A 25942-nucleotide genomic window follows, 5' to 3' on the forward strand; every position below is an offset into this window, starting at 1 on the left:
AGGCACTCGCTATCAAGTTTTGCAGGGTGCGACCGATATCCCTGGGTATGCCTTAACGATGTATGACGCCTTGATGTGTTGTAGAAACCAGTGGAGCCGCCCGTGCGCCAGCAATATCTAGCCCTGCTCAGCGTGTTCGCCAGCCTGCCCGCGATGGCCCTGACATTCCAGACGCGCCTGGAGAATATCGAGTGGAAGGTGGAAGGCGACAAGTTCGAGTGCCGCTTGAGCCAGCCGATCGCCGATTTTGGTTCGGGGGAGTTCGTGCGCAGGGCCGGCGAGCAGGCGACATTTCGTCTGAAAGCCTATAACGGCGCGCTGGGCGTTGGTTCTGCGACGCTATTGGCGGCGGCCGCGCCGTGGCAGCCGGGGCGCGGTGATATCAACCTCGGTGCCGTGCGTGCGGGCAGCGGCGATGTGCTGTTCAACAGCTCCCAGGCCCAGGCCGGACGCCTGTTCAACGGCTTGCTGGATGGCCGCAGCCCCACCGTGCGCCACTATTCCCGGGACGGCGGTTATTCGGAAATCCGCCTGCTGCCGGTGCGATTCAATAAGGCCTATAGCGACTACCAGTTGTGTACCGCGAAGTTGCTGCCGATGAACTTCGAGCAGGTCAAGCAGGCGGAAGTAGGTTTTCCGGGCGGGGGTATCGATCTGGACCCGGCAGCCAAGGCCAAGCTGATGGTGATGCTCGAATTCATCAAGGCCGACCCTACGGTCAACCATATCGAACTGGACGGCCACTCGGACAACAGCGGCAACCGCCTGACCAATCGCGACCTGTCCCGGCGCCGGGGCTTGGCGGTGATGGACTTCTTCAAGGCCAACGGCATCCCCGAGTCGCAGATTGTCCTGCGCTTCCATGGTGAACGTTATCCGTTGGTACCCAATACCAATCCGGCCAACCGGGCGAAGAACCGGCGGGTCAATATCCACCTCGATCGCGTACCGGCCCCCGAAAAACCGGCCCCCCAGGCCACGGCCCCGGCGAATGCGGCAGCGACCTCCTGATATTCCTCTGTGGGAGCTGGCTGCCAGCGTTGGCCGTCAGCGATGACGCTGGGCATCTGATGCCCACGGCTAAGGCGTTTTGAGGTGCGGCCATTCGTCGCTCGCCCGACATAATCTGTCGCTTTATCTTCATTTGCTGTCGCGCCCCTGTAATTTCACGGTTTTGATCGGTAGAATCGACGCCTTTCCGTAAAACCCCGTGGAGTGATGGCATGGCCGACGTAAACAAGGTCGTTCTCGCGTATTCCGGCGGCCTGGACACTTCGGTGATCCTCAAGTGGCTGCAGGATACTTATAACTGTGAAGTGGTGACCTTTACCGCTGACCTGGGTCAGGGCGAAGAGGTCGAACCTGCACGAGCCAAGGCGCAAGCCATGGGCGTCAAAGAGATCTACATTGACGACCTGCGCGAAGAATTCGTCCGCGATTTCGTTTTCCCGATGTTTCGCGCCAACACCGTCTACGAAGGCGAGTACCTGCTGGGTACTTCCATCGCACGTCCGCTGATCGCCAAGCGCCTGATCGAAATCGCCAACGAAACTGGCGCTGACGCCATTTCCCATGGCGCCACCGGCAAGGGCAACGACCAGGTGCGTTTCGAACTGGGCGCCTATGCCTTGAAACCCGGCGTAAAAGTGATTGCCCCTTGGCGTGAGTGGGACCTGCTGTCCCGCGAAAAACTGATGGATTACGCTGAAAAGCACGCCATCCCGATCGAGCGCCACGGTAAGAAGAAGTCCCCGTACTCGATGGACGCCAACCTGCTGCATATCTCTTATGAAGGCGGCGTGCTGGAAGACACCTGGACCGAGCACGAAGAAGACATGTGGAAGTGGACCGTCTCCCCGGAGAACGCTCCCGATAAGCCGCAGTACCTTGAACTGACCTATCGCAACGGCGATATCGTCGCGCTGGACGGCGTCGAAATGACCCCGGCCACCGTACTGGCGACCCTGAACCGTATCGGTGGCGAGCACGGTATTGGTCGTCTGGATATCGTAGAGAACCGTTATGTGGGCATGAAGTCCCGTGGCTGCTACGAAACCCCAGGTGGCACCATCATGCTGCGCGCTCACCGCGCCATCGAGTCCATCACCCTGGACCGCGAAGTGGCACACCTCAAAGATGAGCTGATGCCCAAGTACGCCAGCCTGATCTACACCGGTTACTGGTGGAGCCCTGAGCGCCTGATGCTGCAACAGATGATCGACGCTTCCCAGGTCCATGTGAACGGTGTTGTGCGCCTGAAACTGTACAAGGGCAATGTGATCGTTACCGGTCGCAAGTCCGATGAGTCGCTGTTCGATGCCAATATCGCCACGTTTGAAGAAGATGGCGGTGCTTACAATCAGGCTGACGCTGCGGGTTTCATCAAGCTCAATGCACTGCGCATGCGCATTGCGGCGAACAAAGGCCGCAAGTTGTTCTGAAGTATCTGAAGCCTCATAAAAATGGTCCCTCGGTAAGAGGGGCCATTTTTTTTTGCCTCGAATTAGGGTGAGTGTTTATTGATGTTTAATGTTGTCACTCGAGAGTGAGGCTTGCGGTGTTTCTTAGTATTTTTGCGCTTGGATTTTGTATCTGAAAGTTGGTCCGCCCGGTGCGTGGTGTTAATTGTGTTTAAATCCATTCGGTTGTTTAGTAGGGCGGACGGGGTGTTTTATTTAGTTTGTGGAAATATCTGTCAGATAATTCCAGGTATTGTCAGTAGCTATTGCACAAGGGAACTTTTTTGAAATGCCTTAGGCGGCTGCGGCGCCCGCACAAGCGGGCCGTGCAATAGGTATTTGCTGTGATTGGCGTGCGTCCCGTTTACTTTTCCGGGGCGCCGGGGGCTTTTTTTGCTCAAGATATGTTTGGCCGCGGAAAGTTCTGAAAGGCTGAACAAAAACCGACACATCCATATAGGCGTTTTTTTGTAGTCCTATTCTCATAACTTTGTGGGTTGGGTCTCTGCTTGTCGTTACTTGGGGGGGAGTGCTATGCCAAGGACGAAACGACTAGGCTATTGTGCTGGTTCTGAATAATTCGAACAGCGAAATTGGACTTGCCCATGAATAAAGTGCTGATCGTGGATGATCATCCCGTCATTCGTCTTGCTGTACGCATGCTAATGGAACGTCATGGTTATGAGGTCGTTGCAGAGACCGATAACGGAGTCGACGCGTTGCAACTAGCACGGGAGCATATGCCGGATATTGTCATCCTGGATATTGGAATCCCCAAACTTGACGGCCTGGAAGTTATTTGTCGCCTGTCTTCCACAAAACAGGTGCAACCGTTCAAGGTACTGGTGCTGACGTCACAGGCGCCCGGCCACTTTTCCATGCGCTGCATGCAGGCCGGCGCAGCGGGCTACGTGTGCAAGCAGCAGGACCTCACCGAGTTGCTGAGCGCGATCAAGGCGGTGCTGTCTGGCTACAGCTACTTCCCCAACCAGGCACTCAACTCGGTGCGCTCCACACAGGGCAACACCAGTGAAGCCGATATGGTCGAGCGGCTCTCAGGCCGGGAGATGATGGTGTTGCAGCAATTGGCCCAGGGAAAGACCAACAAGGAGATCGCTGATGGGATGTTCCTCAGCAACAAGACGGTGAGCACGTACAAGACTCGCTTGCTGCTCAAGCTCAACGCCCGGTCCCTGGTGGACCTGATCGAGCTCGCTCAGCGTAACGGCCTGGTTTAAGAAGCAGGGAGCAACAGGCAGGAAAAGCCTCCATGGCGGAGGCTTCTGTGTGATCGCTTGGCTAGAGATCGAAATCGTATTCGGCCAACTGTTTTTGCAAGCGTCGCTCTTCCAGAAGGTTGTCGATGGTGCGGCGTTTGCTCAAATTGGTCTTGGCAACTTCTACAGGTGCCTCGGCTGCCTCGTCGGCGTCGGTGGCCACAAAGTCATCTTCTACATCCAGTTGTTCTTTGCCAGTGCTCATAAGGTTAACTCCAGGCTAAGACTGCCGTTGGGGCTCCTTATATCGACAATCTTGCACCGGGTAAAAAAGATTTTTTCAATCGACTGATCAATAAAAGCAATGATTGCTCAATCGTCCGACGTCTTTTCCTTGTATTCACACAAATCTTCGATGCGACAGCTGCCACAGCGCGGCTTGCGGGCCTGGCACACATAACGACCGTGCAGGATCAACCAATGGTGTGAGTCGAGCAGGTAAGGTTTGGGTACAAACTTCATCAGTTGCTTCTCCACTTCCACCACATTCTTGCCCGGAGCGATTCCGGTGCGGTTGCTGACGCGGAAAATGTGGGTGTCCACCGCCATGGTCAATTGGCGAAATGCAGTATTGAGCACCACATTGGCGGTCTTGCGGCCTACGCCGGGCAGTGCCTCGAGTGCTTCTCGGGTTTCTGGCACTTCTCCACCATGCAACTCGACCAGCAACCGGCAGGTTTCAATGACGTTTTTCGCCTTGCTGTTGTAAAGGCCAATGGTCTTGATGTACTGCGACAACCCTTCAACCCCCAGGGCGTGGATCGCGGCCGGGGTGTTGGCGACCGGGAACAGCTTGGCCGTGGCCTTGTTAACGCCCACGTCCGTCGATTGCGCAGACAGGATCACGGCAATCAGCAACTCGAACGGCGACGAGTAGGCCAGTTCGGTCTTGGGCTCCGGGTTGTCCTCGTGAAACCGGCGAAAGATCTCCAGGCGTTTTGCGGCATTCATGGGGCGAGCTGTTCCTTCAAAGAGGTGTGCGGCGTTGGGTCCAGGCTTGCCACCCGGCAAGCAGTAACCCGAGCAGGATAAACCCTGTAGGGGCAAGGATGGCGATGCTGTTGCCGAGTAAAAAACGCAATAGGGCGAGAGCGAGCAGCAACCCGGCGGCTACGGCGAACAGTTGGAGCCGCGCCCTGCGCCGGTCGGTGGCGAACAAACCCTCATGCTCAAGCAGTACGCATTGCATACCGATCAGCGCCAGGTATGCCCCCACGGGGGTAGACGGGCCTAAGGCCAGGGCTTGCGCCACTAAATGCGCGCAACTGACCCAGGTGGTGGCCAGCAACACATTGGCAGCCAGCCGCCAGTTGCCACTGAGGTGGTTGCGTACCCAGCCGCAGCTGCAGCCATGCAACGTCAAGATCGTTACCCACAGAGCCCAGAAGGCCACAGCGCTCGCCAGCGTAGCGCTGACACCCAGCAGCGCAGGCAGCAGCAACAGGCTGCCGAGGGCGAATGGCTTAGTCATGGCTGGTGGTCTCCAGCAGCGCCTGACGATGCTCGTCAAAGTAACGCAAGGCATCATGGATTGCGTTGATCACCGCGCGGGAGGTAATAGTCGCACCGGCCATCTGGTCAAACTGGCCGCTGTCTTTCTTCAGCGCCCAAACCTGTGGGTTTTCCCGCGACAGGCCCTTGAATGAGGCCAGCCACGCATTACCAGGCTCGCCAATGTGCCCGCCCAGGCTCGGCGTTTCTCTGTGCTCCAGGGTCTTTACCCCGAGCAGCTTGGCGTTGTGGTCGATGGCAATCAGCAAATCGATGCGCCCACCGTATCCATCGACCTGCGAGCGCAGCACCACCGCACTGGGGGTGCCGGCCAAGGTCGCGCGGTAACCACCCAGCAGTTGACTGTTGTCCAGCATTCCCGAGGTGATGCCTAAAGGCTGCTCCAGCGGTTGATTGTCATAGCTGCTGACGGGCAGCACATCCAACAGCGCCCGACTGTGCATTTCACGCAGCTGCGCGGCAATCGGCTTGGCGGTCAGCTGTTGCAGGCCTATCGTCAGGCCCGCCACGCCGATGGTGATCAGCAGCACGATCAGGGCTTGAGACGTGCGCTTCATGCCTTCACCGCCTGCGGCCGCGTCCAGCGCTCAAGTGCCGGCACCGCCAGGTTCATCATCAGCACCGCAAACGCCAGGCCATCCGGGTAACTGCCCCAGGTGCGGATCAGATAGGTCAGCACTCCCACGCCCACGCCAAACAGCAGGCGCGCCCGCGCACTTTTCGCACCCGACACGGGCTCGGTGATGATAAAGAAGGCCCCGAGCATGGTGGCCCCGGTCAACAGATGAAACAGCGGCGAGCCGTGGGAGTCGGACCCGGAGCCGTTCCAGCACAGCAAGCTGATAACAAACAGGCTGGCAAGCATGCCCACCGGCGCATGCCAACTGAAGACCCGTTGCTGCAGCAAAAAGAGGCCGCCCGCGAGAAACGCCAGGTTCACCCACTCGCTGCCTTTACCGGCGATTTGGCCGAAGGCCGGGTGGCGGGCAAACAGCTCATCGATGGTCAGGCTGTTGTTGATGCGCAAAGCGTCCAGCGCCGTGGCTCGGGCCCAGGCATCGGCGGTCTCGCCGTGCAGGCCGAACACCTGTTGCAGGCCGGCCAGCAGGTCGAAGCCATGGGACGCCGGCCAATGGGTCATCGGTTGGGGGAAAGCCAGCAGCATCAGCGCATAACCGAGCATGGCCGGGTTGAAGGGGTTCTGTTTGCCGCCATACAGGTGTTTGCCCAACAGCAATCCACTGCTGACGGCGCCCAGGCATAACCACCACGGGCAATAAGGGGGCAGCGCGAGGGCCAGCAGCGTCGCGCTGACCAGGCCGCTCAGGTCGTTGGGACCCTGACCGCGCAACCGGCGCACCCCGGCTTCGACTGCCCATGCGCAGGTGCCGGCCAGCAACAGATTGATCGACACGCCCCAGCCATATAGCCAGAACAGCACCAGCAAGCCAGGCGTTGCCGCCATTAACAGGCGCTGCATGGCCTGTTGCTGGCGCTCGATAACGTCAGGCGCCGACATGTTCATCCACCAAGCGCTGGGCGTCATCCAGGCGCTGCCTGGCGTTCGTCAACTCGGTTGTACTGCTGGCAGGTTGGCGCTCGAGTTTGCTCAGGTCGGCGCGGGCATAGGCCAGCGCCGTCTTCAACTGGCGAAGCTGGCTGTCGATGGGCCGCTTCTCGACACGTTGCAGGTCAGGCCGGGGCTGCTCGGAGGTTTCTTCGGCGGCATGCAAGGCCTGTTCGGCGGCGGTCAGGGCTGCAGCCAGCGTGGCCAGTTGCTCGGCATCGGCAAGGGTGTCCTGGGCTTTTTTCAGCGCGGCGCGGCGCATGGCCAGCTGGATTTTTGCCTGCTTGAGCCCAGGATCTTTGCTGGCCTTGGGAGGCGCCACCGCTGGGGCGTTTGCTTGAAGCGCGATCAATGCCTGCTCGGCGTACTCAAATTGCTGCTGCAGGATGATCAATTGCGACTGCTGCTCAAAGGTCGGCGGATGGCCAAAGGCTTTCAAGGATTTGTGCAGTTGGGCCCGGCTCATGGCCAGGTTGATCTTGGCTTTTTTAAGCGCTGCGTCGATGTCTGCGGCTTTTTGCGCACGCACGCGTTCGATGGCGGCCTGTAGCGGATTGCTATTGATCGCTTCGCTGGGGGCCGGGCGTTGGTTGCGGGCCAGGCGTTCGGCCAGCTTGTGCGCGTCCTCGCGTTGCAGCCGTGCATTGCGCTGCTCGAAGCGACGCCGGGCGCGATCACGCTTGGTCGCCCGCGCCTGGCGCTCCTCGGCCGTAGTGGCATAGCCCGCGACAATCGGCAGTACCGTGGCCTGGGGCAGTGGCAGCATGTCGATGCAATCCACCGGGCAAGGCGCGACACACAGGTCACAGCCGGTGCATTCATCCACGATAACGGTGTGCATCAGCTTGGCCGCGCCGACAATCGCATCCACCGGGCAGGCCTGGATGCACTTGGTGCAGCCGATGCACTCGGCCTCGCGGATGAAGGCAACCTGCGCGGGGGCTTCGCCACGGGCGCTGTCCAGATCCAAGGGGGGCAAGCTCAGCAACTGGGCCAGCTCGGCAATGGTCTCGGTGCCGCCCGGGGGGCACTTGTTGATGGCTTCGCCCTGGGCGATACCCTCGGCGTAGGGTCTGCAACCCGGGTGCCCGCATTTGCCGCATTGGGTCTGGGGCAGCAGGGCATCGATACGTTCAATCAGGCTCATGGTTTGATCATTGCGTTTAAGCCCAGGAACGCCACCGCCAGCAGCCCGGCACTCAGCAGGTCCACGGGCAGGCCTTTGAAGGGCCTGGGGATATCGTTTTCGTCTATTCGCTGGCGCAGGTCGTTGAACAGGCTGAGGACCAGCCAGAACGCGGGGCCGATGCCCAGGCTATAGATCAGCTCGCCTGCGTTGCCCGGGCCCAGGAGGGCCACGCTGAGCACGCCGGTGCTAGCCAGCAGCGGCACCCATAACCCATCGAAGGGCAGTGCGGGCACGCGGCGGGCAAGCGCATTCAGCAACGGCTGACTCAATAGAATCACCACGGGTACATAAGCAAACAGCCATAACGCGCCCAGCGCCAAGGGTTGTAATACAAATTTATCCAGAAGGCAGGCCGATAGGCCGCTGAATGCGACCAACAACGTGGTCGCCAACCCCAGGGCATGCACCCGCCGCCGCTCCAGCTGTGGATCACCGGGCAGCGTCAGACGCAGCAGGTAATGGCTGATCAGGGCGGCGCTGAGAAGGGCGACAAGCAGTTCGGTCATGGTCGAGCCGGTTAAGCAAACAGGGCCTGATTATCCGGCAAGCAGGAAGAGGGTACTAGCGCAAACCGCCCTGTCGCGGCCAATACCGCGACAGGGCACTTCGGGTTACTTGATGCGCTGGCCAGGCTTGGCGCCGCTGTCCGGGCTGAGCAGGTAGATTTCCTCGCCGCCGGGACCTGCCGCCATCACCATGCCTTCGGAAATACCGAATTTCATTTTCCGTGGCTTGAGGTTGGCAATCATCATGGTCAGCCGACCATCGAGCTTGGACGGATCCGGATAGGCACTCTTGATCCCGGAGAACACATTGCGCTGCTCATCACCGATATCCAGAGTCAGGCGCAACAGCTTGTCGGCGCCTTCCACGGCTTCGGCCTTGATGATCAGTGCAACCCGCAGGTCCACCGCGGCAAACGCGTCGAAGTCGATTTCCGGCGACAGCGGATCCTTGGCCAGCTCGCCATTGCCCGTTGGGGCTGCCTGGCCGGTATCAGTCTGGCTGGCAGTCAGGTCTTCCTTGGAGGCGTCCGTCATGGCCTGTACCTTGACCGGGTCGATACGGGTCATCAGCGGCTTGAATTCGTTGAGCTGATGGTTGTTGAGCAGGCTGGTGTGGTCATTCCAGGTCAACGGTGCAACGTTGAGGAACGCCTCGGCGTCAGCGGCCAGCAACGGCAGCACGGGCTTGAGGAAGATCACCAACTGGCGGAACAGGTTGATGCCGGTGGCGCAGATGGCCTGGACTTCATCCTGCTTGCCTTCCTGCTTGTTCAATGACCACGGCGCCTTGTCGGCGATCCAGGCGTTGGCACGGTCGGCCAGGCCCATGATCTCGCGCATGGCACGGGCAAAGTCGCGGGCTTCATAGGCATCGGCGATGCTTGGCGCGGCGGCCAGGAAGGCGTCGGTCAGCTCCGGCGCGGCGTTGACCGGCACCATCACGGCAGCATTGCCCTTGTGGATAAAACCGGCGCAACGGCTGGCGATGTTGACCACCTTGCCCACCAGGTCCGAATTGACCTTCTGCACGAAGTCTTCCAGGTTCAGGTCCAGGTCGTCGACGCCACGGCCCAGCTTGGAGGCGTAGTAGTAGCGCAGGTATTCCGGCGACAGGTGGTCCAGATAGGTGCGCGCCTTGATAAAGGTGCCACGGGACTTGGACATCTTCTGGCCATTGACCGTCAGGTAACCGTGTACGGCGATGCCGGTTGGCTTGCGGTAGCCCGAACCTTCGAGCATTGCTGGCCAGAACAGGGCGTGGAAGTTGACGATATCCTTGCCGATGAAATGGTACAGCTCGGCGGTGGAGTCCTTGCCCCAGAACGCGTCGAAGTCCAGCTCAGGCGTGCGGTCGCAGAGGTTCTTGAAGCTGGCCATGTAGCCGATCGGCGCATCCAGCCATACATAAAAGTATTTGCCCGGCTCATCGGGGATCTCGAAGCCGAAGTACGGCGCATCGCGGGAGATGTCCCACTGTTGCAGGCCGGCATCCAGCCATTCGGCGATCTTGTTCGCCACCGCGTCCTGCAGGGTGCCGCTGCGGGTCCAGGTCTGCAGCATTTCCTGGAAGTCCGGGAGCTTGAAGAAGAAGTGCTGGGAATCCTTGAGCACCGGGGTGGCGCCCGAGATCGCCGACTTCGGATCCTTCAGGTCGGTCGGTGCGTAGGTGGCACCGCATTTTTCGCAGTTGTCGCCGTACTGATCTTCAGTGCCGCACTTGGGGCAGGTGCCCTTGATGAAGCGGTCGGCCAGGAACATTTTCTTTTCCGGGTCGAAATACTGGGTGATCGAGCGCGTGGCAATGTGCCCGGCATCACGCAGCTTCAGGTAGATCTGGCTCGACAGCTCGCGGTTTTCTTCGGCGTGGGTCGAGTGGAAGTTGTCGAAATCCACCAGGAACTCGGCAAAGTCGGCGCTATGTTCAGCCTGGACGTTGGCGATCAGTTGTTCCGGGGTGATGCCTTCCTTTTCGGCGCGCAACATGATGGCCGAACCGTGGGCGTCGTCCGCGCAGACATAAATGCATTGATTGCCGCGATGCTTCTGGAAGCGCACCCACATATCGGTCTGGATGTACTCAAGCATATGGCCAAGATGGATGGAACCATTGGCATAGGGCAGGGCGCTGGTGACGAGGATCTTGCGTGGCTCGGACATGGGGCTCGGCTACTTGATGAAACGGAGGTCGGCCACTATAAAGCGCCGGGAAATTTATTTCACCCCGTGAGGCTGTTTCAGGGTTTTCCAATGTCGCGAAAGCATGCCCCTCAAGCGCGGGAACGGTTAGGATAGCCGCCTGTTTTAGTCTGTCTTTTCCGGGAGTAGCCCATGAGCGCCGTCAATCGCGCAGCGGTGGAAGCCGTTCTTCGCCAGTACACCGATCCCTATCTGAACCAGGACCCGGTCAGCGCCGGCTGTGTCCGGGCCATTGATGTGCAGGGCGATCAGGTCACGGTCCAGCTTGAACTGGGCTACGCCGCAGGTTTGTTCAAGAGTGGCTGGGCACAGATGCTGCAAATGGCCATTGAAGGCCTGGACGGTGTGCGTTCGGCCAAGGTCGACATCCAGTGCGTGATCGCCGCGCACAAGGCCCAGGCCCAGATCCCTGGCCTGGCCAACGTCAAGAACGTGGTGGCCGTGGCATCCGGCAAGGGCGGCGTGGGCAAGTCGACCACCGCGGCCAACCTGGCCCTGGCCCTGGCCCGTGAAGGGGCCAGGGTGGGGATTCTCGACGCCGATATCTATGGCCCCAGCCAAGGCGTGATGTTCGGCATTGCCGAAGGTTCGCGGCCGAAGATCAAGGACCAGAAGTGGTTCGTGCCGATCCAGGCCCATGGCGTGGAAGTGATGTCGATGGCGTTCCTCACCGATGACAACACGCCCATGGTCTGGCGTGGGCCGATGGTCTCCGGGGCCTTGATGCAGTTGGTGATGCAGACCGATTGGGGCAACCTCGACTACCTGGTGATCGACATGCCGCCAGGCACCGGTGATATCCAACTGACCCTGGCGCAAAAGGTGCCGGTGGCCGGTTCAGTGATCGTGACCACGCCCCAGGACCTGGCGCTGCTCGACGCGCGTAAAGGCGTGGAAATGTTCCGCAAGGTCAACATCCCGGTGCTGGGTGTAGTGGAAAACATGGCGGTGCACATCTGCTCCAACTGCGGTCATGCCGAGCATCTGTTCGGCGAAGGCGGCGGCGAGAAACTCGCCACCCAATATGGCGTTGAGCTGCTGGCGTCGTTGCCGCTGTCGATGGGCATTCGTGAGCAGGCCGATGGTGGCAAACCGACGGTGGTCGCCGAGCCCGACGGGCAGATCGCCATGGTCTACCAGGAGCTTGCCCGTCACGTGGGCGCGCGGATCGTCTTGCAGGAAGCCGGTTCCCAGGCAATGCCGACCATCACTGTCAGCGACGACTGATCGACCTCAGGGTAAAAAAGCCTCGACCTTGTCGGGGCTTTTTAATGTCTGGCGTAAACCTTTTGGGAGGCTAGGTACGCATTTCCCTAATGGCCCGTGTAAGCATTCGCTTACTTTTTCGTAAGTGTTTGGTTTTTTAACCGTGCCGGGACGTCTCAAATTACCCGGATACATTTATATCTCATTGAAAAATAACATTTATTTTTCTGATGAGGACGGCGGTTGCGTGTTGTGCTTGAGAATGGATCCCGTTGAACTTGTTCGGGAAGTCTCTAATATCAGCCCTGTGTCCACGGATTGACACGGTCATCAAGGAACGATGACTCAAGGAACCTCGCAGGATGCGATTCATCAGGACGATGAAAAGGAACACAGGGACTAGGGAAAAAATGTGGGCGGGTCAAACCGCCCCTTTTTTTTGCCCGCAGAAAAGTGAAAGGCCGGCACGCAGAAACGCAAAAAGGCCCGCAAGGGGCCTTTTGGAGGGGCGCGACGCTGTTAGCGTTCGAGGTCTTTGATCTTGCCTTTTACGCCATCCCACTCGGCTGCGTCTGGCAGCGAGTCTTTCTTCTCAGTGATGTTTGGCCAGATTTCCGCCAGCTCAACGTTCAACTGAATAAATTCCTGCATCTCTTCCGGGACTTCATCCTCGGAGAAAATCGCAACGGCCGGGCATTCTGGCTCACACAGGGCGCAGTCAATGCACTCGTCCGGGTGGATTACCAAGAAGTTCGGGCCTTCGTAAAAGCAGTCCACCGGACACACTTCTACGCAGTCGGTGTACTTGCACTTGATGCAGTTGTCGGTGACGACGAAGGTCATTTCTAATTCTCTCCTCAGGCGGCGGCAGCGAAACCCCTTGTGGCAGGGCTCGCGAGGTTCGGGAGCGATAGTCTGCAGGCCAGGCTAAAAGCCCGCAGCATCCCAAACCGCGCGAGAGTCTACCAGCTTGCAAGCGTCTGCGTTATATCCGAGTCTTCAGTGCATATAACATTTCGAGCGCTTTACGCGGTGTCAAGTCATCCAGGTCAAGCTTTGCTAACTCATCCAGCACCGGATGGGGCAGGCTGGCGAACATATCGCTCTGGTGCGGTGCCGCCGGTTTGCTGGCGGCCTTGGCTGGGCTGACGACCACATTCTCATGGGGCAGGGCCGTGGTTTCCAGGCGGCTGAGGTGCTCGCGGGCGCGCAAAATCACGTCGTTCGGTACACCGGCCAACTGGGCCACGGCCAGGCCGTAGCTCTGGCTGGCCGGCCCTGGCAGCACATGGTGCAGGAACACGATGCGTTCGTTGTGCTCGGTGGCATTGAGATGCACGTTGGCCACCAGTGGCTCGCTTTCCGGCAGCACGGTCAGTTCGAAGTAGTGGGTGGCAAACAGCGTATAGGCCCGCAGATGCGCCAGGCGCTCGGCGGCAGCCCAGGCCAGGGACAGGCCGTCGAAGGTACTGGTGCCGCGTCCCACTTCGTCCATCAGCACCAGGCTACGGTCGCTGGCGTTGTGCAGGATATTGGCGGTCTCGCTCATTTCCACCATAAAGGTCGATCGGCCACCGGCCAGGTCATCGCTGGAGCCGATCCGGGTAAAGATGCGGTCCACCAGGGACAACTCGCAACTGGCCGCCGGCACGAAGCTACCGATATGGGCCAGCAACACGATCAATGCTGTCTGGCGCATGTAGGTGGATTTACCGCCCATGTTCGGACCGGTGATCACCAGCATGCGCGTATCGTCATCCAGAGACAGGTCGTTGGCCACGAACGGGGTGGTCAGCACTTGTTCCACTACCGGGTGGCGACCCTGGACAATGCGCATGCACGGCTCGCTGACAAACCGCGGGCAGTTCAGGTCAAGGTTCAAGGCGCGTTCGGCAAGGTTGCTCAACACATCCAGCTCGGCCAGGGCTGCGGCGGTGTCCTGCAAGGGGGCCAGCTTGCCGATCAGGTCTTCGAGCAAGGCCTCATAGAGCATCTTCTCCCGGGCCAGGGCGCGGCTCTTGGCCGACAGCGCCTTGTCTTCGAACTCCTTCAGCTCGGGGGTAATGAAGCGTTCGGCACCCTTGAGTGTCTGGCGGCGCTGGTAATCGATAGGCGCCTGTTCGGCCTGCTTGCTCGGCAACTCAATAAAGTAGCCGTGCACGCGGTTATAGCCGACTTTCAGGTTAGCCAGGCCGGTACGCGCCTTTTCGCGGGTTTCCAGGTCGATCAGGAACTGCCCGGCGTTCTCGCTCAAGGCTTGCAGCTCGTCCAGCTCGCTGTCGTAGCCGGTCTTGAGCACGCCGCCGTCGCGGATGATCGCCGGTGGGTTGTCGATAATGGCTTTTTCCAGCAGCGCAGCCAGTTCCGGGTAGGTGCTGGCCGTGACGGCAAGTTGCTGCAGGTGCGGAGCTTCCAGCTCGGTCATCGCCTGTTGCAATTCAGGCAAGACGCCCAGCGCGTCACGCAAGCGCGCCAGGTCGCGCGGGCGGGCATTGCGCAGGCCGATGCGCGCGAGAATCCGCTCGATATCGCCGATTTCCTTGAGCTGCGGTTGCAGCTTTTCAAAGCGGTAGCCGTCCAGCAGGCAGGTAATAGAGGACTGGCGTGCCTGCAGCACGGTCAGGTCGCGCAGCGGGCGGTTCAGCCAACGGGTCAGCAAGCGGCTGCCCATGGCGGTCTGGCAACGGTCCACCACCGACTGCAGGGTGTTGTCGCGCCCACCGGCCAGGTTGGTGTCCAACTCCAGATTGCGTCGGCTGGCCCCATCGAGCACTACCGTGTCGTCCAGGCGCTCATGGCGCAGGCTGCGCAAATGGGGCAGGGCGGTGCGCTGGGTTTCCTTGGCGTAATTGAGCAGGCAACCGGCGGCGCCGATGGCCAGGGTCAGGGTCTCGCAACCAAAACCCTTTAGGTCCTGTACGGAAAATTGCTGGCACAGACTTTTCAGCGCCGAATCGCGCTCAAAATCCCACGGCGCACGACGCTTGGCCCCACGGCGTTTTTCTGCCGGCAAATCCTTGGGCCAGTCATCCGGGATCATCAATTCCACCGGATTGATCCGCTCCAGTTCCGCCAGCAGGTTTTCCCAGCCCTTGATTTCCAGGACCGTGAAATTGCCACTGGTGATATCCAGCACCGCCAGGCCGAACAGCCGCTCATCCCCCAGCACCGCCGCGATCAGGTTGTCACGCCGCTCATCCAGCAGGGCCTCATCACTCACCGTCCCCGGTGTAATGATGCGCACCACCTGACGCTCCACCGGCCCCTTGCTGGTGGCCGGGTCGCCGATCTGCTCGCAGATCACCACCGACTCACCGAGCTTGACCAGCTTGGCCAAGTAACCTTCCAACGAGTGATAGGGAATCCCACACATCGGAATCGCCTGCCCAGCCGACTGCCCGCGCGCGGTCAGGGTGATGTCCAGCAACTTGGCGGCCTTCTTCGCATCTTCATAGAAGATCTCGTAGAAGTCGCCCATGCGATAGAACATCAACTGATCAGGGTGCTGGTTTTTCAGGCGCCAGTACTGCTGCATCATCGGCGTGTGGGAGGACAGATCGGACGTGTTTTTACTCATTGGATAGTAGGCAAATTCGTTGAAAGTGATGGGGCAAAGGGGGCGCTTGGCCCAGCATTTTTTGCGATGGCGGCAAGGTTAACATGCGAGCTCGGCCGTTCGCAGGTTGCAAGCGGCTAGGTAAAACGTAAAACGAGGTGACGCATTTACTTAAAGGGTGGCCAATAAAAAGCCCGACATTAGGTCGGGCTTTTGTCCATAGGCGGGATAGACGTCAGGTCCGCTTTGCTTCTGCCTGCATCATGACAAGATTCTGTTGCTTGGTGGCTTCGATTAGCACCTGGCTGTAGACGCGCTTTTTTTGATCCGATTTTGCGTTACGAATAAAGTCAGCAAAGGGGTTTTTCGCTCCTTTGGACAAGCCCAGCTTGATCGAAATAATCATTGCGCCCCCGATGGTGGTAGTTCGAGCCTGGCTTTCAGATCAGCCCGCGAGTGTCGTTCGGGAATATGGTAGTCAATTTTTTCGACGCCGGCTTTGTAGAGCCGTCCCGAGTTGTCGATATGCTTGAGCAGCAAATCCACATGAATATCGCTTCCGTACTCTAGCTTAAGTGCGTTGACCACGTCACGTGCAGCGAAGTACTGCTCGATGAAGTGCTCTTTGCGAATTTTTCTTCCTTCAGCTGCCTCGCCGGCTTTGACGAAGCCCCACGCAAGCATTGGATCTTGGTAGACATACAATATCTGGACGAATCTTCCTTTCTCAAGGAGCGTTCTACGTTTCTTCTGGCTACCTCAATATTTGAGAATGTGCCGTCGAGCAGAAATGACTGCCGTTGCTCCATCGCAAGATCCACGATTTTTTCAACTAGAATCGAAACGCCGCGTTGAAATAACCATGAGTTTCCTCCTGTATAGGCGGCGAATTCGCCACGCAGTTCATCAGGATCAATTCGCAGGATCTTGCTGTCGGCAAACAGATTTACCAAGGCAATTGAAGCCTCGGTTTTTCCGGCACCAGGTGAGCCCGCCATATAGACGGAGACCGGAGCTTCCTCTGGTAGATAAATACTCTTATCGGTCAGGCGTTTGGCGATGGATTTCTTGTTTGAACGAGCAAAGCTCAAGGCGTCGTCTGAGGTTTTTCTCTCGTTCGGCGTCATCAGTTGATCACTTGGATCTGCACCGTTTTCCATCAAACAAGCTCTGCATTTTTTGCGATGGCGGCAAGGTTAACATGCGAGGTCAGTGCTTCGCAGTTCACAAACATCTAGGTACAACCGCATGCTTCATGCACAAAATATGCAAATTAGCATTTGCCAACCCCCAAAACTCCCGTCACTATCCCGTTTATGCAAAAACGCAACGTTTCAATCGTCTTAAGAGAGCTGCTCGATCGCGACGGGATCTCCCCCACGGAGCTTCACCGGCGTACTGGCGTGCCTCAATCCACTCTGTCCCGGATTCTCAGCGGCAAGATCGTTGATCCGTCGGACAAGCACATCTCGCGTATCGCCGATTATTTTCGGGTAAGCACTGACCAGTTGCGCGGGCGCGCAGGATCGGCGTGGCAGGAAGAGCGTGACCCGATGCATTCGGAGCTCAAGGACATAAGCCTGTGGGACGACGACACGCCCGTTAATGATGACGAGGTGTCGATCCCCTTTTTGCGCGAGGTTGAATTGGCTGCTGGATCAGGAAGATTCGTCATCGAGGAAAGCGAGAAGGCCAGCTTGCGGTTCGGCAAGCGCAGCCTGCGGCATAACGGTGTGCAGTTCGACCAGGCCAAGTGTGTGACGGTGCGCGGCAACAGCATGCTGCCGGTGTTGCGCGATGGGGCGACGGTGGGGGTGAACGCCGGCAAGAGCGGGATTGGCGATATCGTGGATGGCGATTTGTATGCCATCAACCACAACGGCCAATTGCGGGTCAAACAGCTCTATCGTCTACCTTCGGGGATCCGCCTGCGCAGTTTCAATCGCGATGAGCATCCGGATGAGGACTACAGCTTCCAGGATATCCAGGAGGAGCAGATCAGCATTCTCGGCCACGTTTTCTGGTGGGGCATGTACGCCCGCTAAACCTTATCTGTAAGAAACAGCCCGCCTGAGAGCGGGCTTTTTTTTGCCTGTGGAAAACCTCCAAGTGCCGCTGCTTAAGGAGTTAATGCGTTTGTGCATTTCATTTGCAAAATAAAATGCATTTATGCATTGACTGTATATGCATACATGCATATTCTCCATCTCAAGCCAGCCAACAAGGCCTGGTGGAGGCGGCAAGGATGCTGCCAAGGAAGACAAGGAAGGCACGCAACACTGGCATGGACGCCATCGAGTGATGGCAAGGACGCCAGGCAACACCGGCAAGGATGCCGACGCTCTTTAGTTTCACAGTTTTACAACAGGCAGCGATGAACCGGCCTTGACGGTTCAGAGGGTTGGCAACTGACCCGGGTGTGCAGCGTAAAGCACCAGAAGCAGTTATCCGGCAGACAGGGATCGTGGTCGGACAAACATCGAGGAAAGATCCGTACCGCGCCAGTAGCGCCGAAAGATCGCACGGACCGTATTACTGAAAAGCCCGGGCCACCGGGCTTTTTGGAATGCCTACCGACAAACCCATCCATCTATTTATCAACGTACCGGCCATCTGCCGGTTTTACGCATTCCAGGAGGCGTGACATGACAAACGAGCAGCAAGCGTTGGCAGAAATGCCTATCTGGCTGGTGATTATTCTGGCCCTGATCGGCGGCGTATCCGGGGAGATGTGGCGCGCCGACAAGGAGGGCGCCCGCGGTTGGTCGCTGGTCCGCCGCCTGGCCCTGCGTTCCGGGGCATGCATGGTGTGCGGGGTTTCAGCGTTGATGTTGCTGTACGCCGCTGGCATGTCGATCTGGACGGCCGGTGCTCTGGGATGCTTGACCGCCATGGCCGGTGCCGATGTCGCCATCGGCCTTTATGAGCGCTGGGCCGCCAAGCGCATCGGGATCAACCAGCCCCCGGATTCAAAATGATTGTTGCAAGGAAGCCACGCCATGACCCTCATTGAAAAACCTTCACAGCTGCCGATTGCCATCGGCCAGGCGCTGCGTGCGGCGTTCCCCAAGCTACAGGTAGGCAGCCCGCCGGGCGTTCTGGCGGCGGATGAAACCGGTGTGGCGATCACGCTCGAGCGTAATGGCCCGGGCGTACGCTCCCTTGAAGGGCGCAAGGCCCATGTGCTGTCGATTTCACTCAATATCATGGTCGCCCAGGGCGCGCAGGCCTTTGAGGCCTGTGACCTGGCGAGCCAGTTGATGGACCTGGTGCTGGATAACCGTTGGCAATTGCCGGCGGCCCAATGCGATGTGCCCATGAATATCGTCGCGCTGCCGGCGACCGTGGCGGGGGGCGAGACCCATTACGACAGTTGGACCGTGTCCTTCAACCAAACCCTGTACCTCGGCCCGCCGCTGCTCGACGACCCCATCGGCAAGCCGCTGTTTGCCTGTACCTGGGAGGTGTCGAATATCGACGACCCCGATCAATACCGGCCATTGCAGGAGTAGCCCATGTTCGATGCACTGTTACGCCTGCAACTGGCGCCCATTGTCGAGCGGCTGGCGCAGATGGAAACCCAGCTTGAAGACCTCTATCGGCGGGCCGAGAGCTTTTGCCGGATCGGCGTGTGCCAGGAGGTCGACGCGACCAGCAATACCTGCAAGGTCAGCCATGGTGAATTGCTGACCCCGGCGATTCGCTTTTTCAACCCCAGCGCCGGGGCGCAGACGGAAACGCGAATCCCCACGGTGGGTGAGCAATGCCTGCTGCTCAACTACGGCGGCGGCGAGGGCGGGGGCCAGTCGGTGGCGTTGTTTGGCCTGAACAGTGACCGCTTTCCGCCGCTGTCCAGTGTGGCCAGCCTGACGAGCCGGCGTTATGAGGACGGCACGCAAAGCGCCTACGACGCCGCAGCACATGTATTGGCTTGGAACAATGGACCAGCGGCATTCAGCGGCTCTCGCGAGCAAGTGGAAATGAGTTTGGGCGCCGCCCGTTTAGTCATGACCGCCGCAACCATCAGTCTGCAGGTCGGAGACGTCGGCATGCTGCTGGATGCATCCGGCGTGCACTTGAGTGGCCCGGTGGTGGATCACCAGGGCCGAGTTATCAGCACGGCATAAGGATTTGCCATGATCGGAATTGAGAGAAACACCGGGGCCGTGGTGGACGACTGGCCGCAATTCGTCCAGCGCGCCACCCGGGCCCTGACCACGCCTTTGGGCACACGGCAGAAACGCCCGCTTTACGGTTCGCTGATCCCGCAGCTGCTGGGGCAGAACCTGGGCGACGATCTGCTGATCCTCGCCCAAAGCCATGCCGCCCAGGCCTTTTACAACCCGCAGAACGGCATCGGCGATTTTGTGCCGCAAGTCATCGTCGCCAATCGCCAGGGCGCAGGCCTGCTGTTGCGGTTTGCCGGCACCTGGAAAAACCGCAAGCAATCCTTCGAGGTGGTGACATGAGCATGTTGATCCCTGGGCAGAACCAACTGGCGCCGCCCGACCTCATCGCCGTGGATGAATTCGAACCGTTGCTGGCGCAGTTCAAGGCGTTTGTCGTCGACTATGTGGCCGCCCGCGCCCCGCAAAGCGCGGCCAAGCTCAAGGTCAGCCTGGACAACGAAAGCGAGTTGTTGACCCTGGCCCTGGAAGCCTTTTGCGTGCGCCTGCAAACCCATGAGCGCAAGTACAACGCCCGCATCCAGCAGATGCTGGCGTGGTGGGCCACCGGCAGCAACCTGGATGCGCGCCTGGCCGATATGGGCCTGGAACGCCAGGTGCTCGACCCGGGCGACCCGGCGGCGTTCCCGCCGGTGCCGCCAACCCTGGAAAGCGATGACGATGCGCGGCTGCGCTACTACCTGGCGCCCCACGCGCCGGCTGCGGGTTCGCGCATGCAGTATCGCCGTGAGGTCTTCACCCTTGGCGAGCGGCCGGTGGTGAAAGTACAGAGTGCCGCTGCAGGCGTGGTGACGGTCAGTTATACCTTCGACCCGGATGGTTATGCCGCCCAGGTCAAGGATGGCAACGCCCGGCGCACGGCACCTGGCGAGGTAATGGTCACAGTGCTTTCCCGCTCGGGTAATGGCACGCCATCGACAGACTTGCTTGAAGGTGTGCGCCGCCATTTCGCCCGGCCCGATGTGCGCCCGGAAACCGATTGGGTGACGGTGCAGGGCGCGCAGATCGTGCCCTACAAGATCCGCGTGGTCGCCCGGATCAACGCTGGCCCGGACTCGGGGCTGACGCAAGTGGCGGCCCAGCAGTTACTGCAACGTTATGCCGAATCCTGCCACCGCCTTGAAGGGCGCGTGGACCCGAGTTGGATCGACTACACCATTCACACCGCCGGGGCTGCGCAACTGGAGATTCTCGAACCGTTGGCACCGATCGTCACCACAGCCTTCCAGGCTCCGTATTGCACGGGTGTCGAGGTGCAGGTGCTGACGCTATGAGTGAGCACACATCCAGTTTATTGCCGGCCAACAGTTCACCGCTGGAGAAGGCGTTGGACCTGGGCTTCGGCAAGCTGCTCGAACGGGTCGAGCCGCCGTTCCCGACGCTGATGAATCCGCTGCAAACGCCGCAGGCGTTCCTGCCTTACCTGGCCGCCGACCGTGGCGTGAGTGAATGGAACGCCGCAGCCGACGAAACCGAAAAGCGCCTCACGGTCGCCCTGTCCTGGCAGATCCAGCGCCAGGCCGGCACACCCAAGGCGTTGAGCCACGCGGTCGAATCCCTGGGGTTTACCCCCAACATCCTGGCCTGGTACCAACAGCGTCCGCTGGCCCAGCCCTACACCTTCGACGTGCAAGCGATCATCGGCCGCAGTTGGTCCAGTGGCGACCACAACCGCCTGATCCGCCGCATCAACGCGGCCAAGAGCGAGCGCGACCTGGCCACCATCACCCTGGTGCATGAAGTGTTCGGTGGGCTGCCGATCACCGGCGCCGCCCACCGGGCGCTGAACGACGGCGAGTTGTCGTTGTGCGGCGCGCTGCCGGAACTTGTATTGAGTTCAAGGCTTAACAGTGCGGGCATCGCCCAGCACTACACCATTAACGACTACGACCTCAGGGCGCAGCCATGACCGATGACACTACGCGCCTGGTGCGCTTCACCTCCAAGGGTTTGGATGAAGTGCTGCAGGCAAAGAACCAAGGCTTGAAAGGCGAAATCACCCACATCGCCGCCGGCACCGGCCGCTACAACCCCACCGGCAACGAAACCGCCCTGCGCAACGAGCGCCAGCGCGTGGCGATTGTGGATTACGAAGACCTGGGCCAGCGCCAACTGCGCATGGCCGCGCTGTTTGATGGCGATGGCGAGTATGAGATTGGCGAGTTTGGGTTTTATCTCGCCAGTGGCACGCTGTTGGCCGTGTACTCGGTGGCGGGGAAGTTACTGACGTATAAGGCAGCGGCTGCGCGGGTGTTGCAGAAGTTTACGTTGGATATTTCGCCGTTGCCGGTGGATAGCGTCACCGTGATCGTGGGGTCGGAAAACCTCAACATCCTGATGGTGGATGAATTGGCTTCGCTCTCGGCGGCCAGCGTCGACAACATGGCGCGAGGGGTTGGCGTTTTATTTCGATTGATGGCGCTTGAAGCGAAGTCTTGAGACAAGATCAATGCACTAAAAGGAGTTTAAACATTGAGTACTGAACAGCAATTGGCCGCGGTTGTCAGCGCGGCAAATAATCTGACGGGTGTTGTGACGGGCAAGATCGGCGAGATTGATAAAGCCTTGGAAGCTGCCCAGCGAAACTACCTTGAACGGCTTGCAAGTTTGGATCAGCGTCTGCCTCGGCTGGCGCTCACGCAAAACTTCAGCATGGCCCCCGACATCACAGGCAAATTGATTGAAGGATGGGATATTCATCAACAGGTAACGACAACGAAATTGCGGACGGTTATCAGTGCCTCTCAAAAAGTTGGGCGACCTTCGGCTGATGTTGATTTTATGCGGCAAGTTCAAGCTGATGTTCGGGAGAAATATCCTGATTTTGATATTAGGGCCACTGAACATTGGAGAAATGGTATTCACGTCTGGCAAATGAAATGGACGGATAATACTGTAAGTGCCTGGCTCGCTTATCCAAAGTCTGTCGATGACGGAAAGTTAAGCGGTGGTCGCCCGTTGCTTATGAACTCGACTGTGACAATAGGTGCTTTTGTTCGGCTAATTGACGGGGAGATCAGTGGCGCATGGAGTACAGGGGCTGAGAAAGGTAAATGGCGTTGGTGTTCAGTGGTCATGCAACCAACTCGTATGTTTGGCCATTACTGGGTTATCCATCCAATGTGCTTCACAGCAAATGGGGTAGTTGAGGTGATGCTTGCTGGGGCCTGCTCGGGTGTAGTCACTCATCCCGCTGACTGGTCATGCATGTTGGCTTTGGATTAAGGAGAGCGTTAATGAAACCTGTATTTGCACTTGCTGAACTGCATCCTTTGATTAAATGGACGGAAATCCGTGCCTCTCGCGATGCCGATCTCGCTGCCAGCGACTATGCCGCGATGCCCGATTACCCCATGATGGAAAAGGACCGCCCGGTGTTCGTCGCCTACCGCAAGGCCCTGCGCGATATCCCCGACCAGGGCGCCGATCCGGACGCCGTGATCTGGCCCGAAAAACCAGCCTTCCTGAAGTAATACATCCCACCGCGAAAGCGGTTTTTTTCGCCCGCCCAAAGCCCCTCCCGCAGGGGCTTTGCGCTTTTTGCACCCGGAGAATTCCCCCCATGGCCAACCGCCAAACCTACACCGTCCTCATCCCATTCCCCACCGGAGGTGGCCACTGGTCCACCGTCGGCCAGGAATTGGACCTGCTGGACGTCGAAGCATCCGCTCTGCGCACTGCCGGCCGCCTGGAACTGACCAGCGTGCTGGCTGCCGCCCAAGACACCCCACCGGCCAAGAAGGCCGTCACCAAGAAGGCTGAATAATCATGGCTGAGGTTTTGAACTTCGAGCATAACGGCATCACCGTCAATGCCAGCGAATCCCCCGAGGCCATGGGTGGCCTGGGTGACAACGTGATCGGCCTGGTCGGTACCGCGCCCAATGCGCACCTGTCGATCCCGAAAAACGCCCCGTTTCGCATCAACAGCTTCACCGCCCAGGCACTGCTGGACCCTACCGGCGCCGAGTCGGGCACGCTGTTTCATGCGGTGTATCAGATCCTCAAAGTGGTCAAGGTGCCGGTCTATGTGGTGATCGTCGAAGAGGGCAGCACGCCCGCCGATACGCTCAATAACGTGATCGGCGGCAATGAGCCGGTGACCGGTCGCAAACTGGGCCTCGCGGCGCTTGGCAGCGTCCCGGAAGACCTGACGATCATTGGCGCGCCAGGCTTTACCGGGACCAAGGCCGTGGCCGGTGAGTTTGCCGCTTTCGGCAAGCGCATCAAGGCCCGCGTGGTGCTGGACGGCAAAGACGCCAGCGTCGCCGACCAAGTGACCTACAGCGGCGAGCTGGGTGGCGCCGACCTGGGTTTCGACCGCTGCCTGCTGGTACACAACATGCCGTCGGTGTACTCCAAGGCGGCGAAGAAAAACGTGTTCCTCGCGCCGTCGTCCCTGGCCATCGCCGCCTTGGCCAAGGTCAAGCAGTGGGAGAGCCCAGGCAACCAGGTGACCTTCGCCGAAGACGTGTCGCGGGTGGTCGAGTACAACATCCTCGACACCTCCACCGAGGGCGACCTGCTCAACCGCTACGGCGTGAGCTATTACGCGCGCACCATCCTCGGCGGCTTCTCGCTGCTGGGTAACCGCTCCATCACCGGCAAGTTCATCAGCTATGTCGGCCTGGAAGACGCCATCAGTCGCAAGCTGGTCAAGGCCGGGCAGAAAGCCATGGCGCACAACCTGACCAAATCGTTCATGGACCAGGAGGTCAAGCGTATCAACGACTGGCTGCAAACCCTGGTGGCCGACGAGACCATCCCGGGCGGCAGCGTGTACCTGCACCCGGAACTCAACAGTGTCGAGAAGTACAAGAACGGCACCTGGTTCATCGTGATCGACTACGGCCGCTACGCGCCGAACGAACACATGGTTTATCAACTCAATGCCCGCGATGAAATCATCGAGCAATTCCTGGAGGACGTTCTCTAATGTTTACCAACCGAGTCAGACAGGCCATTGCGGCCACCCTCCAGGGCCTGCCGCTGTCGGCGACCGTCGAAGAGTTCACCCCGCCGAAGATCGAATTCGAAATGGAGCTCATGTCCGGCGGGCGCTTTATCGCCGAAGAAATGGCCAAGAGCGCCAAGGTGCTGAACGCCAAATTGGTGCTGCAAGGCGCCGGTCCCGAAATCATGCTGGCCCTGGGTGTGCGCTTGGGTGATGACATCCTGCTCAACGTGCGTGAAGCGGGCCAGGACCAGGACGGCAAGACCTATTTCACCTACCACACCGTCGGCGGCAAGCTCAAATCCCTGGAGGAGGCCAAGCTGAAGATGGGCGACAAGGCCACCATCACCCTGGATCTGTCCTGCCGCACCTACCATCGCCTGGACAACGGCGTGCCGGTGATCGACATCGACGTGCGCACCCAGAAGTTCGTGCTCAACGGCGTCGACATCCTCGGTGATGCCCGGCGCGCGGTGCTGATGCCGTAAGCCTTTTCACCCATCTGAAATAGTCACGGTCAGTGTAGGAGCTGGCTTGCCTGCGATTGCGTCACCTCTGTTCAACTGAAAGACCGCGCTGCCTGTATCGCAGGCAAGCCAGCTCCTACATTGACCGTGCTCACGACGGGTCCAACATTTTTACTCAAGGAATTTCGCCCATGGCCTGGAAGCCACCCCTGCATATCCTGCTGGCGCCGATCACCGCCGACAGCGGTGCGAGCATCGAGCAGATCCAACTCAAACCCTTGTTCTACGCCGCGCAAAAACAAGCGCTGGCCCGCGCCGGCGAGGACGAGGACGACCAGTTCTTCGAACTGGCCAAACTGGCCACCGGCCTCTCGGAAAAGGAACTCGACCAACTCAAGCGCCCGGACTACGTGAGCATTGCCCAGCACGTACACGACATGTCGACGCGCCCGACCTCGTTCTTTCTGGGCGACTCCACCGAGCCTGGCGAGCAGGTGCAACTGCTGCTGCCGCTGGAAGTGGCCGGCCGCGTGTTGACCAGCGTCACCCTGGAAATGCCCGCCCTGCGTGCCACCAAGGTGATGAAAAAACTCGCCACCAACAAAGAGCGCGCCGAGTTCATTACCTCGCACTGCACCGGCCTGATGATCCCCGACCTGGACGGCCTGGCCGTGCCCGACTGGACACAACTGCAGGAGCGCATCGACGATTTTTTAAACAAACCGGCGGACTTCTTTCGCAGCGCGACATCGAAGTAATCCTCGACGTCGTCCCGCTGGTTTATTCGGTAAACGAAGCGGAAATTCTCGAATGGAATGCCGCCAAAGCATTGCGCCGCTACGACATCGCGATTAATCGCCTTGGCGT

The 25942-nt window shown here is 59.3% G+C and carries 29 protein-coding genes and 1 pseudogene; 18 read left to right on the plus strand and 12 right to left on the minus strand.

The window, feature by feature from the left end:
- The first annotated feature begins 102 nt into the window (after positions 1-102).
- The 3 genes from HKK57_RS15625 (at position 103) to HKK57_RS15635 (ending at position 3697) form a co-directional block, all read left to right on the plus strand.
- Positions 103-1011: a flagellar protein MotY gene (locus HKK57_RS15625; protein WP_070994784.1), complete on the plus strand. Its 909-nt coding sequence runs from the start codon at positions 103-105 to the stop codon at positions 1009-1011.
- A 212-nt stretch (positions 1012-1223) separates the two neighbouring features.
- Positions 1224-2441: an argininosuccinate synthase gene (locus HKK57_RS15630; protein ID WP_029295244.1), complete on the plus strand. Its 1218-nt coding sequence runs from the start codon at positions 1224-1226 to the stop codon at positions 2439-2441.
- Positions 2442-3064: 623 nt separating this feature from the next.
- Positions 3065-3697 carry a response regulator transcription factor gene (locus HKK57_RS15635; RefSeq protein WP_029295246.1) on the plus strand — a complete coding sequence of 211 codons (633 nt, stop codon included), beginning with the start codon at positions 3065-3067 and terminating at the stop codon, positions 3695-3697.
- 61 nt (positions 3698-3758) lie between these two features.
- On the opposite strand, the gene HKK57_RS15640 is transcribed toward HKK57_RS15635, so the two are convergent.
- The 8 genes from HKK57_RS15640 to metG form a co-directional block, all read right to left on the minus strand.
- Complete coding sequence (locus HKK57_RS15640; protein ID WP_029295249.1) at positions 3759-3941, minus strand: PA3496 family putative envelope integrity protein; 183 nt, start codon at positions 3939-3941, stop codon at positions 3759-3761.
- 107 nt (positions 3942-4048) lie between these two features.
- Complete coding sequence (nth, locus tag HKK57_RS15645) at positions 4049-4687, minus strand: endonuclease III (RefSeq protein ID WP_029295251.1); 639 nt, start codon at positions 4685-4687, stop codon at positions 4049-4051.
- Positions 4688-4703: 16 nt separating this feature from the next.
- Complete coding sequence (locus HKK57_RS15650; protein WP_070994785.1) at positions 4704-5207, minus strand: Rnf-Nqr domain containing protein; 504 nt, start codon at positions 5205-5207, stop codon at positions 4704-4706.
- Complete coding sequence (locus HKK57_RS15655; RefSeq protein WP_169390389.1) at positions 5200-5805, minus strand: RnfABCDGE type electron transport complex subunit G; 606 nt, start codon at positions 5803-5805, stop codon at positions 5200-5202. Before HKK57_RS15655 ends, HKK57_RS15650 begins: the two co-directional genes overlap by 8 nt.
- Positions 5802-6767, minus strand: a complete 966-nt coding sequence (locus HKK57_RS15660; RefSeq protein ID WP_169390390.1) for an RnfABCDGE type electron transport complex subunit D — start codon at positions 6765-6767, stop codon at positions 5802-5804. Before HKK57_RS15660 ends, HKK57_RS15655 begins: the two co-directional genes overlap by 4 nt.
- Positions 6754-7962, minus strand: a complete 1209-nt coding sequence (gene rsxB, locus HKK57_RS15665) for an electron transport complex subunit RsxB (RefSeq protein ID WP_169390391.1) — start codon at positions 7960-7962, stop codon at positions 6754-6756. Before rsxB ends, HKK57_RS15660 begins: the two co-directional genes overlap by 14 nt.
- The gene (locus tag HKK57_RS15670) at positions 7959-8510 is read right to left on the minus strand and encodes an Rnf-Nqr domain containing protein (protein ID WP_070994789.1); all 552 of its coding nucleotides are present in this window, start codon (positions 8508-8510) and stop codon (positions 7959-7961) included. The genes rsxB and HKK57_RS15670 overlap by 4 nt, the downstream gene beginning before the upstream one ends.
- Before the next feature lie 105 nt (positions 8511-8615).
- Positions 8616-10667: a methionine--tRNA ligase gene (metG, locus tag HKK57_RS15675; RefSeq protein ID WP_169390392.1), complete on the minus strand. Its 2052-nt coding sequence runs from the start codon at positions 10665-10667 to the stop codon at positions 8616-8618.
- 171 nt (positions 10668-10838) lie between these two features.
- Between metG and apbC the strand changes: the two genes are divergently transcribed.
- On the plus strand, positions 10839-11933 hold the full coding sequence (gene apbC, locus HKK57_RS15680) for an iron-sulfur cluster carrier protein ApbC (protein WP_169390393.1): 1095 nt from the start codon (positions 10839-10841) through the stop codon (positions 11931-11933).
- A gap of 498 nt (positions 11934-12431) precedes the next feature.
- Here apbC and fdxA read toward each other — a convergent pair whose 3' ends face one another.
- The 4 genes and pseudogenes from fdxA to HKK57_RS15700 all read right to left on the minus strand — a co-directional run bounded on the left by fdxA (position 12432) and on the right by HKK57_RS15700 (position 16595).
- Positions 12432-12755, minus strand: a complete 324-nt coding sequence (gene fdxA / locus HKK57_RS15685) for a ferredoxin FdxA (protein WP_029295271.1) — start codon at positions 12753-12755, stop codon at positions 12432-12434.
- 142 nt (positions 12756-12897) lie between these two features.
- Positions 12898-15489, minus strand: coding sequence for a DNA mismatch repair protein MutS (gene mutS, locus HKK57_RS15690; RefSeq protein WP_169390394.1), 2592 nt, complete (start codon positions 15487-15489; stop codon positions 12898-12900).
- 214 nt (positions 15490-15703) lie between these two features.
- Entirely contained in the window at positions 15704-15874 is a 171-nt protein-coding gene (locus HKK57_RS15695; RefSeq protein WP_169390395.1) for a hypothetical protein, read from the minus strand.
- A pseudogene (locus HKK57_RS15700) lies at positions 15871-16595 on the minus strand (zeta toxin family protein). Before HKK57_RS15700 ends, HKK57_RS15695 begins: the two are co-directional and overlap by 4 nt.
- 189 nt (positions 16596-16784) lie before the next feature.
- On the opposite strand from HKK57_RS15700, the gene HKK57_RS15705 reads away from it, so the two are divergent.
- The 14 genes from HKK57_RS15705 (at position 16785) to HKK57_RS15770 (ending at position 25833) form a co-directional block, all read left to right on the plus strand.
- Entirely contained in the window at positions 16785-17513 is a 729-nt protein-coding gene (locus HKK57_RS15705; protein WP_071610020.1) for a LexA family transcriptional regulator, read from the plus strand.
- Between the two features lie 600 nt (positions 17514-18113).
- Entirely contained in the window at positions 18114-18446 is a 333-nt protein-coding gene (locus HKK57_RS15710) for a phage holin family protein (RefSeq protein WP_029295276.1), read from the plus strand.
- A gap of 21 nt (positions 18447-18467) precedes the next feature.
- The gene (locus HKK57_RS15715) at positions 18468-18980 is read left to right on the plus strand and encodes a hypothetical protein (RefSeq protein ID WP_169390396.1); all 513 of its coding nucleotides are present in this window, start codon (positions 18468-18470) and stop codon (positions 18978-18980) included.
- A gap of 3 nt (positions 18981-18983) precedes the next feature.
- Complete coding sequence (locus tag HKK57_RS15720) at positions 18984-19595, plus strand: phage baseplate assembly protein V (RefSeq protein WP_169390397.1); 612 nt, start codon at positions 18984-18986, stop codon at positions 19593-19595.
- 9 nt (positions 19596-19604) lie between these two features.
- Positions 19605-19937: a phage baseplate protein gene (locus HKK57_RS15725; protein ID WP_029295280.1), complete on the plus strand. Its 333-nt coding sequence runs from the start codon at positions 19605-19607 to the stop codon at positions 19935-19937.
- Positions 19934-20929, plus strand: coding sequence for a baseplate J/gp47 family protein (locus tag HKK57_RS15730; protein WP_029295282.1), 996 nt, complete (start codon positions 19934-19936; stop codon positions 20927-20929). Before HKK57_RS15725 ends, HKK57_RS15730 begins: the two co-directional genes overlap by 4 nt.
- Positions 20926-21564, plus strand: coding sequence for a phage tail protein I (locus HKK57_RS15735; protein WP_029295284.1), 639 nt, complete (start codon positions 20926-20928; stop codon positions 21562-21564). The genes HKK57_RS15730 and HKK57_RS15735 overlap by 4 nt, the downstream gene beginning before the upstream one ends.
- Positions 21561-22094, plus strand: coding sequence for a phage tail-collar fiber domain-containing protein (locus tag HKK57_RS15740; RefSeq protein WP_029295285.1), 534 nt, complete (start codon positions 21561-21563; stop codon positions 22092-22094). Before HKK57_RS15735 ends, HKK57_RS15740 begins: the two co-directional genes overlap by 4 nt.
- Positions 22095-22127: 33 nt before the next feature.
- Entirely contained in the window at positions 22128-22880 is a 753-nt protein-coding gene (locus tag HKK57_RS15745) for a hypothetical protein (protein WP_029295287.1), read from the plus strand.
- An 11-nt stretch (positions 22881-22891) separates the two neighbouring features.
- Positions 22892-23128 carry a tail fiber assembly protein gene (locus HKK57_RS15750; protein WP_029295289.1) on the plus strand — a complete coding sequence of 79 codons (237 nt, stop codon included), beginning with the start codon at positions 22892-22894 and terminating at the stop codon, positions 23126-23128.
- A gap of 89 nt (positions 23129-23217) precedes the next feature.
- Complete coding sequence (locus tag HKK57_RS15755; protein WP_029295291.1) at positions 23218-23421, plus strand: hypothetical protein; 204 nt, start codon at positions 23218-23220, stop codon at positions 23419-23421.
- A gap of 2 nt (positions 23422-23423) precedes the next feature.
- Positions 23424-24590: a tail protein gene (locus tag HKK57_RS15760; RefSeq protein ID WP_029295293.1), complete on the plus strand. Its 1167-nt coding sequence runs from the start codon at positions 23424-23426 to the stop codon at positions 24588-24590.
- The gene (locus HKK57_RS15765) at positions 24590-25096 is read left to right on the plus strand and encodes a phage major tail tube protein (protein WP_029295294.1); all 507 of its coding nucleotides are present in this window, start codon (positions 24590-24592) and stop codon (positions 25094-25096) included. Before HKK57_RS15760 ends, HKK57_RS15765 begins: the two co-directional genes overlap by 1 nt.
- Positions 25097-25266: 170 nt before the next feature.
- Complete coding sequence (locus HKK57_RS15770; RefSeq protein WP_029295295.1) at positions 25267-25833, plus strand: phage tail assembly protein; 567 nt, start codon at positions 25267-25269, stop codon at positions 25831-25833.
- Positions 25834-25942 lie beyond the last annotated feature (109 nt).

This window comes from Pseudomonas sp. ADAK21 (assembly GCF_012935735.1).
GTDB classification, from domain to species: Bacteria; Pseudomonadota; Gammaproteobacteria; order Pseudomonadales; family Pseudomonadaceae; genus Aquipseudomonas; species Aquipseudomonas proteolytica.

Excerpts from the sequence above, each read along its gene's own strand:
- HKK57_RS15755 (WP_029295291.1), top strand. The coding sequence starts at position 23,218 with ATGGCCAACCGCCAAACCTACACCGTCCTCATCCCATTCCCCACCGGA.
- nth (WP_029295251.1), bottom strand. The coding sequence starts at position 4,687 with ATGAATGCCGCAAAACGCCTGGAGATCTTTCGCCGGTTTCACGAGGAC.
- HKK57_RS15710 (WP_029295276.1), top strand. The coding sequence starts at position 18,114 with ATGACAAACGAGCAGCAAGCGTTGGCAGAAATGCCTATCTGGCTGGTG.
- metG (WP_169390392.1), bottom strand. The coding sequence starts at position 10,667 with ATGTCCGAGCCACGCAAGATCCTCGTCACCAGCGCCCTGCCCTATGCC.
- HKK57_RS15765 (WP_029295294.1), top strand. The coding sequence starts at position 24,590 with ATGTTTACCAACCGAGTCAGACAGGCCATTGCGGCCACCCTCCAGGGC.
- fdxA (WP_029295271.1), bottom strand. The coding sequence starts at position 12,755 with ATGACCTTCGTCGTCACCGACAACTGCATCAAGTGCAAGTACACCGAC.
- rsxB (WP_169390391.1), bottom strand. The coding sequence starts at position 7,962 with ATGAGCCTGATTGAACGTATCGATGCCCTGCTGCCCCAGACCCAATGC.
- HKK57_RS15760 (WP_029295293.1), top strand. The coding sequence starts at position 23,424 with ATGGCTGAGGTTTTGAACTTCGAGCATAACGGCATCACCGTCAATGCC.
- HKK57_RS15695 (WP_169390395.1), bottom strand. The coding sequence starts at position 15,874 with ATGATTATTTCGATCAAGCTGGGCTTGTCCAAAGGAGCGAAAAACCCC.
- HKK57_RS15735 (WP_029295284.1), top strand. The coding sequence starts at position 20,926 with ATGAGTGAGCACACATCCAGTTTATTGCCGGCCAACAGTTCACCGCTG.
- HKK57_RS15640 (WP_029295249.1), bottom strand. The coding sequence starts at position 3,941 with ATGAGCACTGGCAAAGAACAACTGGATGTAGAAGATGACTTTGTGGCC.
- HKK57_RS15715 (WP_169390396.1), top strand. The coding sequence starts at position 18,468 with ATGACCCTCATTGAAAAACCTTCACAGCTGCCGATTGCCATCGGCCAG.
- HKK57_RS15720 (WP_169390397.1), top strand. The coding sequence starts at position 18,984 with ATGTTCGATGCACTGTTACGCCTGCAACTGGCGCCCATTGTCGAGCGG.
- HKK57_RS15705 (WP_071610020.1), top strand. The coding sequence starts at position 16,785 with ATGCAAAAACGCAACGTTTCAATCGTCTTAAGAGAGCTGCTCGATCGC.
- HKK57_RS15635 (WP_029295246.1), top strand. The coding sequence starts at position 3,065 with ATGAATAAAGTGCTGATCGTGGATGATCATCCCGTCATTCGTCTTGCT.
- HKK57_RS15655 (WP_169390389.1), bottom strand. The coding sequence starts at position 5,805 with ATGAAGCGCACGTCTCAAGCCCTGATCGTGCTGCTGATCACCATCGGC.
- HKK57_RS15770 (WP_029295295.1), top strand. The coding sequence starts at position 25,267 with ATGGCCTGGAAGCCACCCCTGCATATCCTGCTGGCGCCGATCACCGCC.
- apbC (WP_169390393.1), top strand. The coding sequence starts at position 10,839 with ATGAGCGCCGTCAATCGCGCAGCGGTGGAAGCCGTTCTTCGCCAGTAC.
- HKK57_RS15740 (WP_029295285.1), top strand. The coding sequence starts at position 21,561 with ATGACCGATGACACTACGCGCCTGGTGCGCTTCACCTCCAAGGGTTTG.
- HKK57_RS15725 (WP_029295280.1), top strand. The coding sequence starts at position 19,605 with ATGATCGGAATTGAGAGAAACACCGGGGCCGTGGTGGACGACTGGCCG.
- mutS (WP_169390394.1), bottom strand. The coding sequence starts at position 15,489 with ATGAGTAAAAACACGTCCGATCTGTCCTCCCACACGCCGATGATGCAG.
- HKK57_RS15730 (WP_029295282.1), top strand. The coding sequence starts at position 19,934 with ATGAGCATGTTGATCCCTGGGCAGAACCAACTGGCGCCGCCCGACCTC.
- HKK57_RS15670 (WP_070994789.1), bottom strand. The coding sequence starts at position 8,510 with ATGACCGAACTGCTTGTCGCCCTTCTCAGCGCCGCCCTGATCAGCCAT.
- HKK57_RS15750 (WP_029295289.1), top strand. The coding sequence starts at position 22,892 with ATGAAACCTGTATTTGCACTTGCTGAACTGCATCCTTTGATTAAATGG.
- HKK57_RS15630 (WP_029295244.1), top strand. The coding sequence starts at position 1,224 with ATGGCCGACGTAAACAAGGTCGTTCTCGCGTATTCCGGCGGCCTGGAC.
- HKK57_RS15650 (WP_070994785.1), bottom strand. The coding sequence starts at position 5,207 with ATGACTAAGCCATTCGCCCTCGGCAGCCTGTTGCTGCTGCCTGCGCTG.
- HKK57_RS15660 (WP_169390390.1), bottom strand. The coding sequence starts at position 6,767 with ATGTCGGCGCCTGACGTTATCGAGCGCCAGCAACAGGCCATGCAGCGC.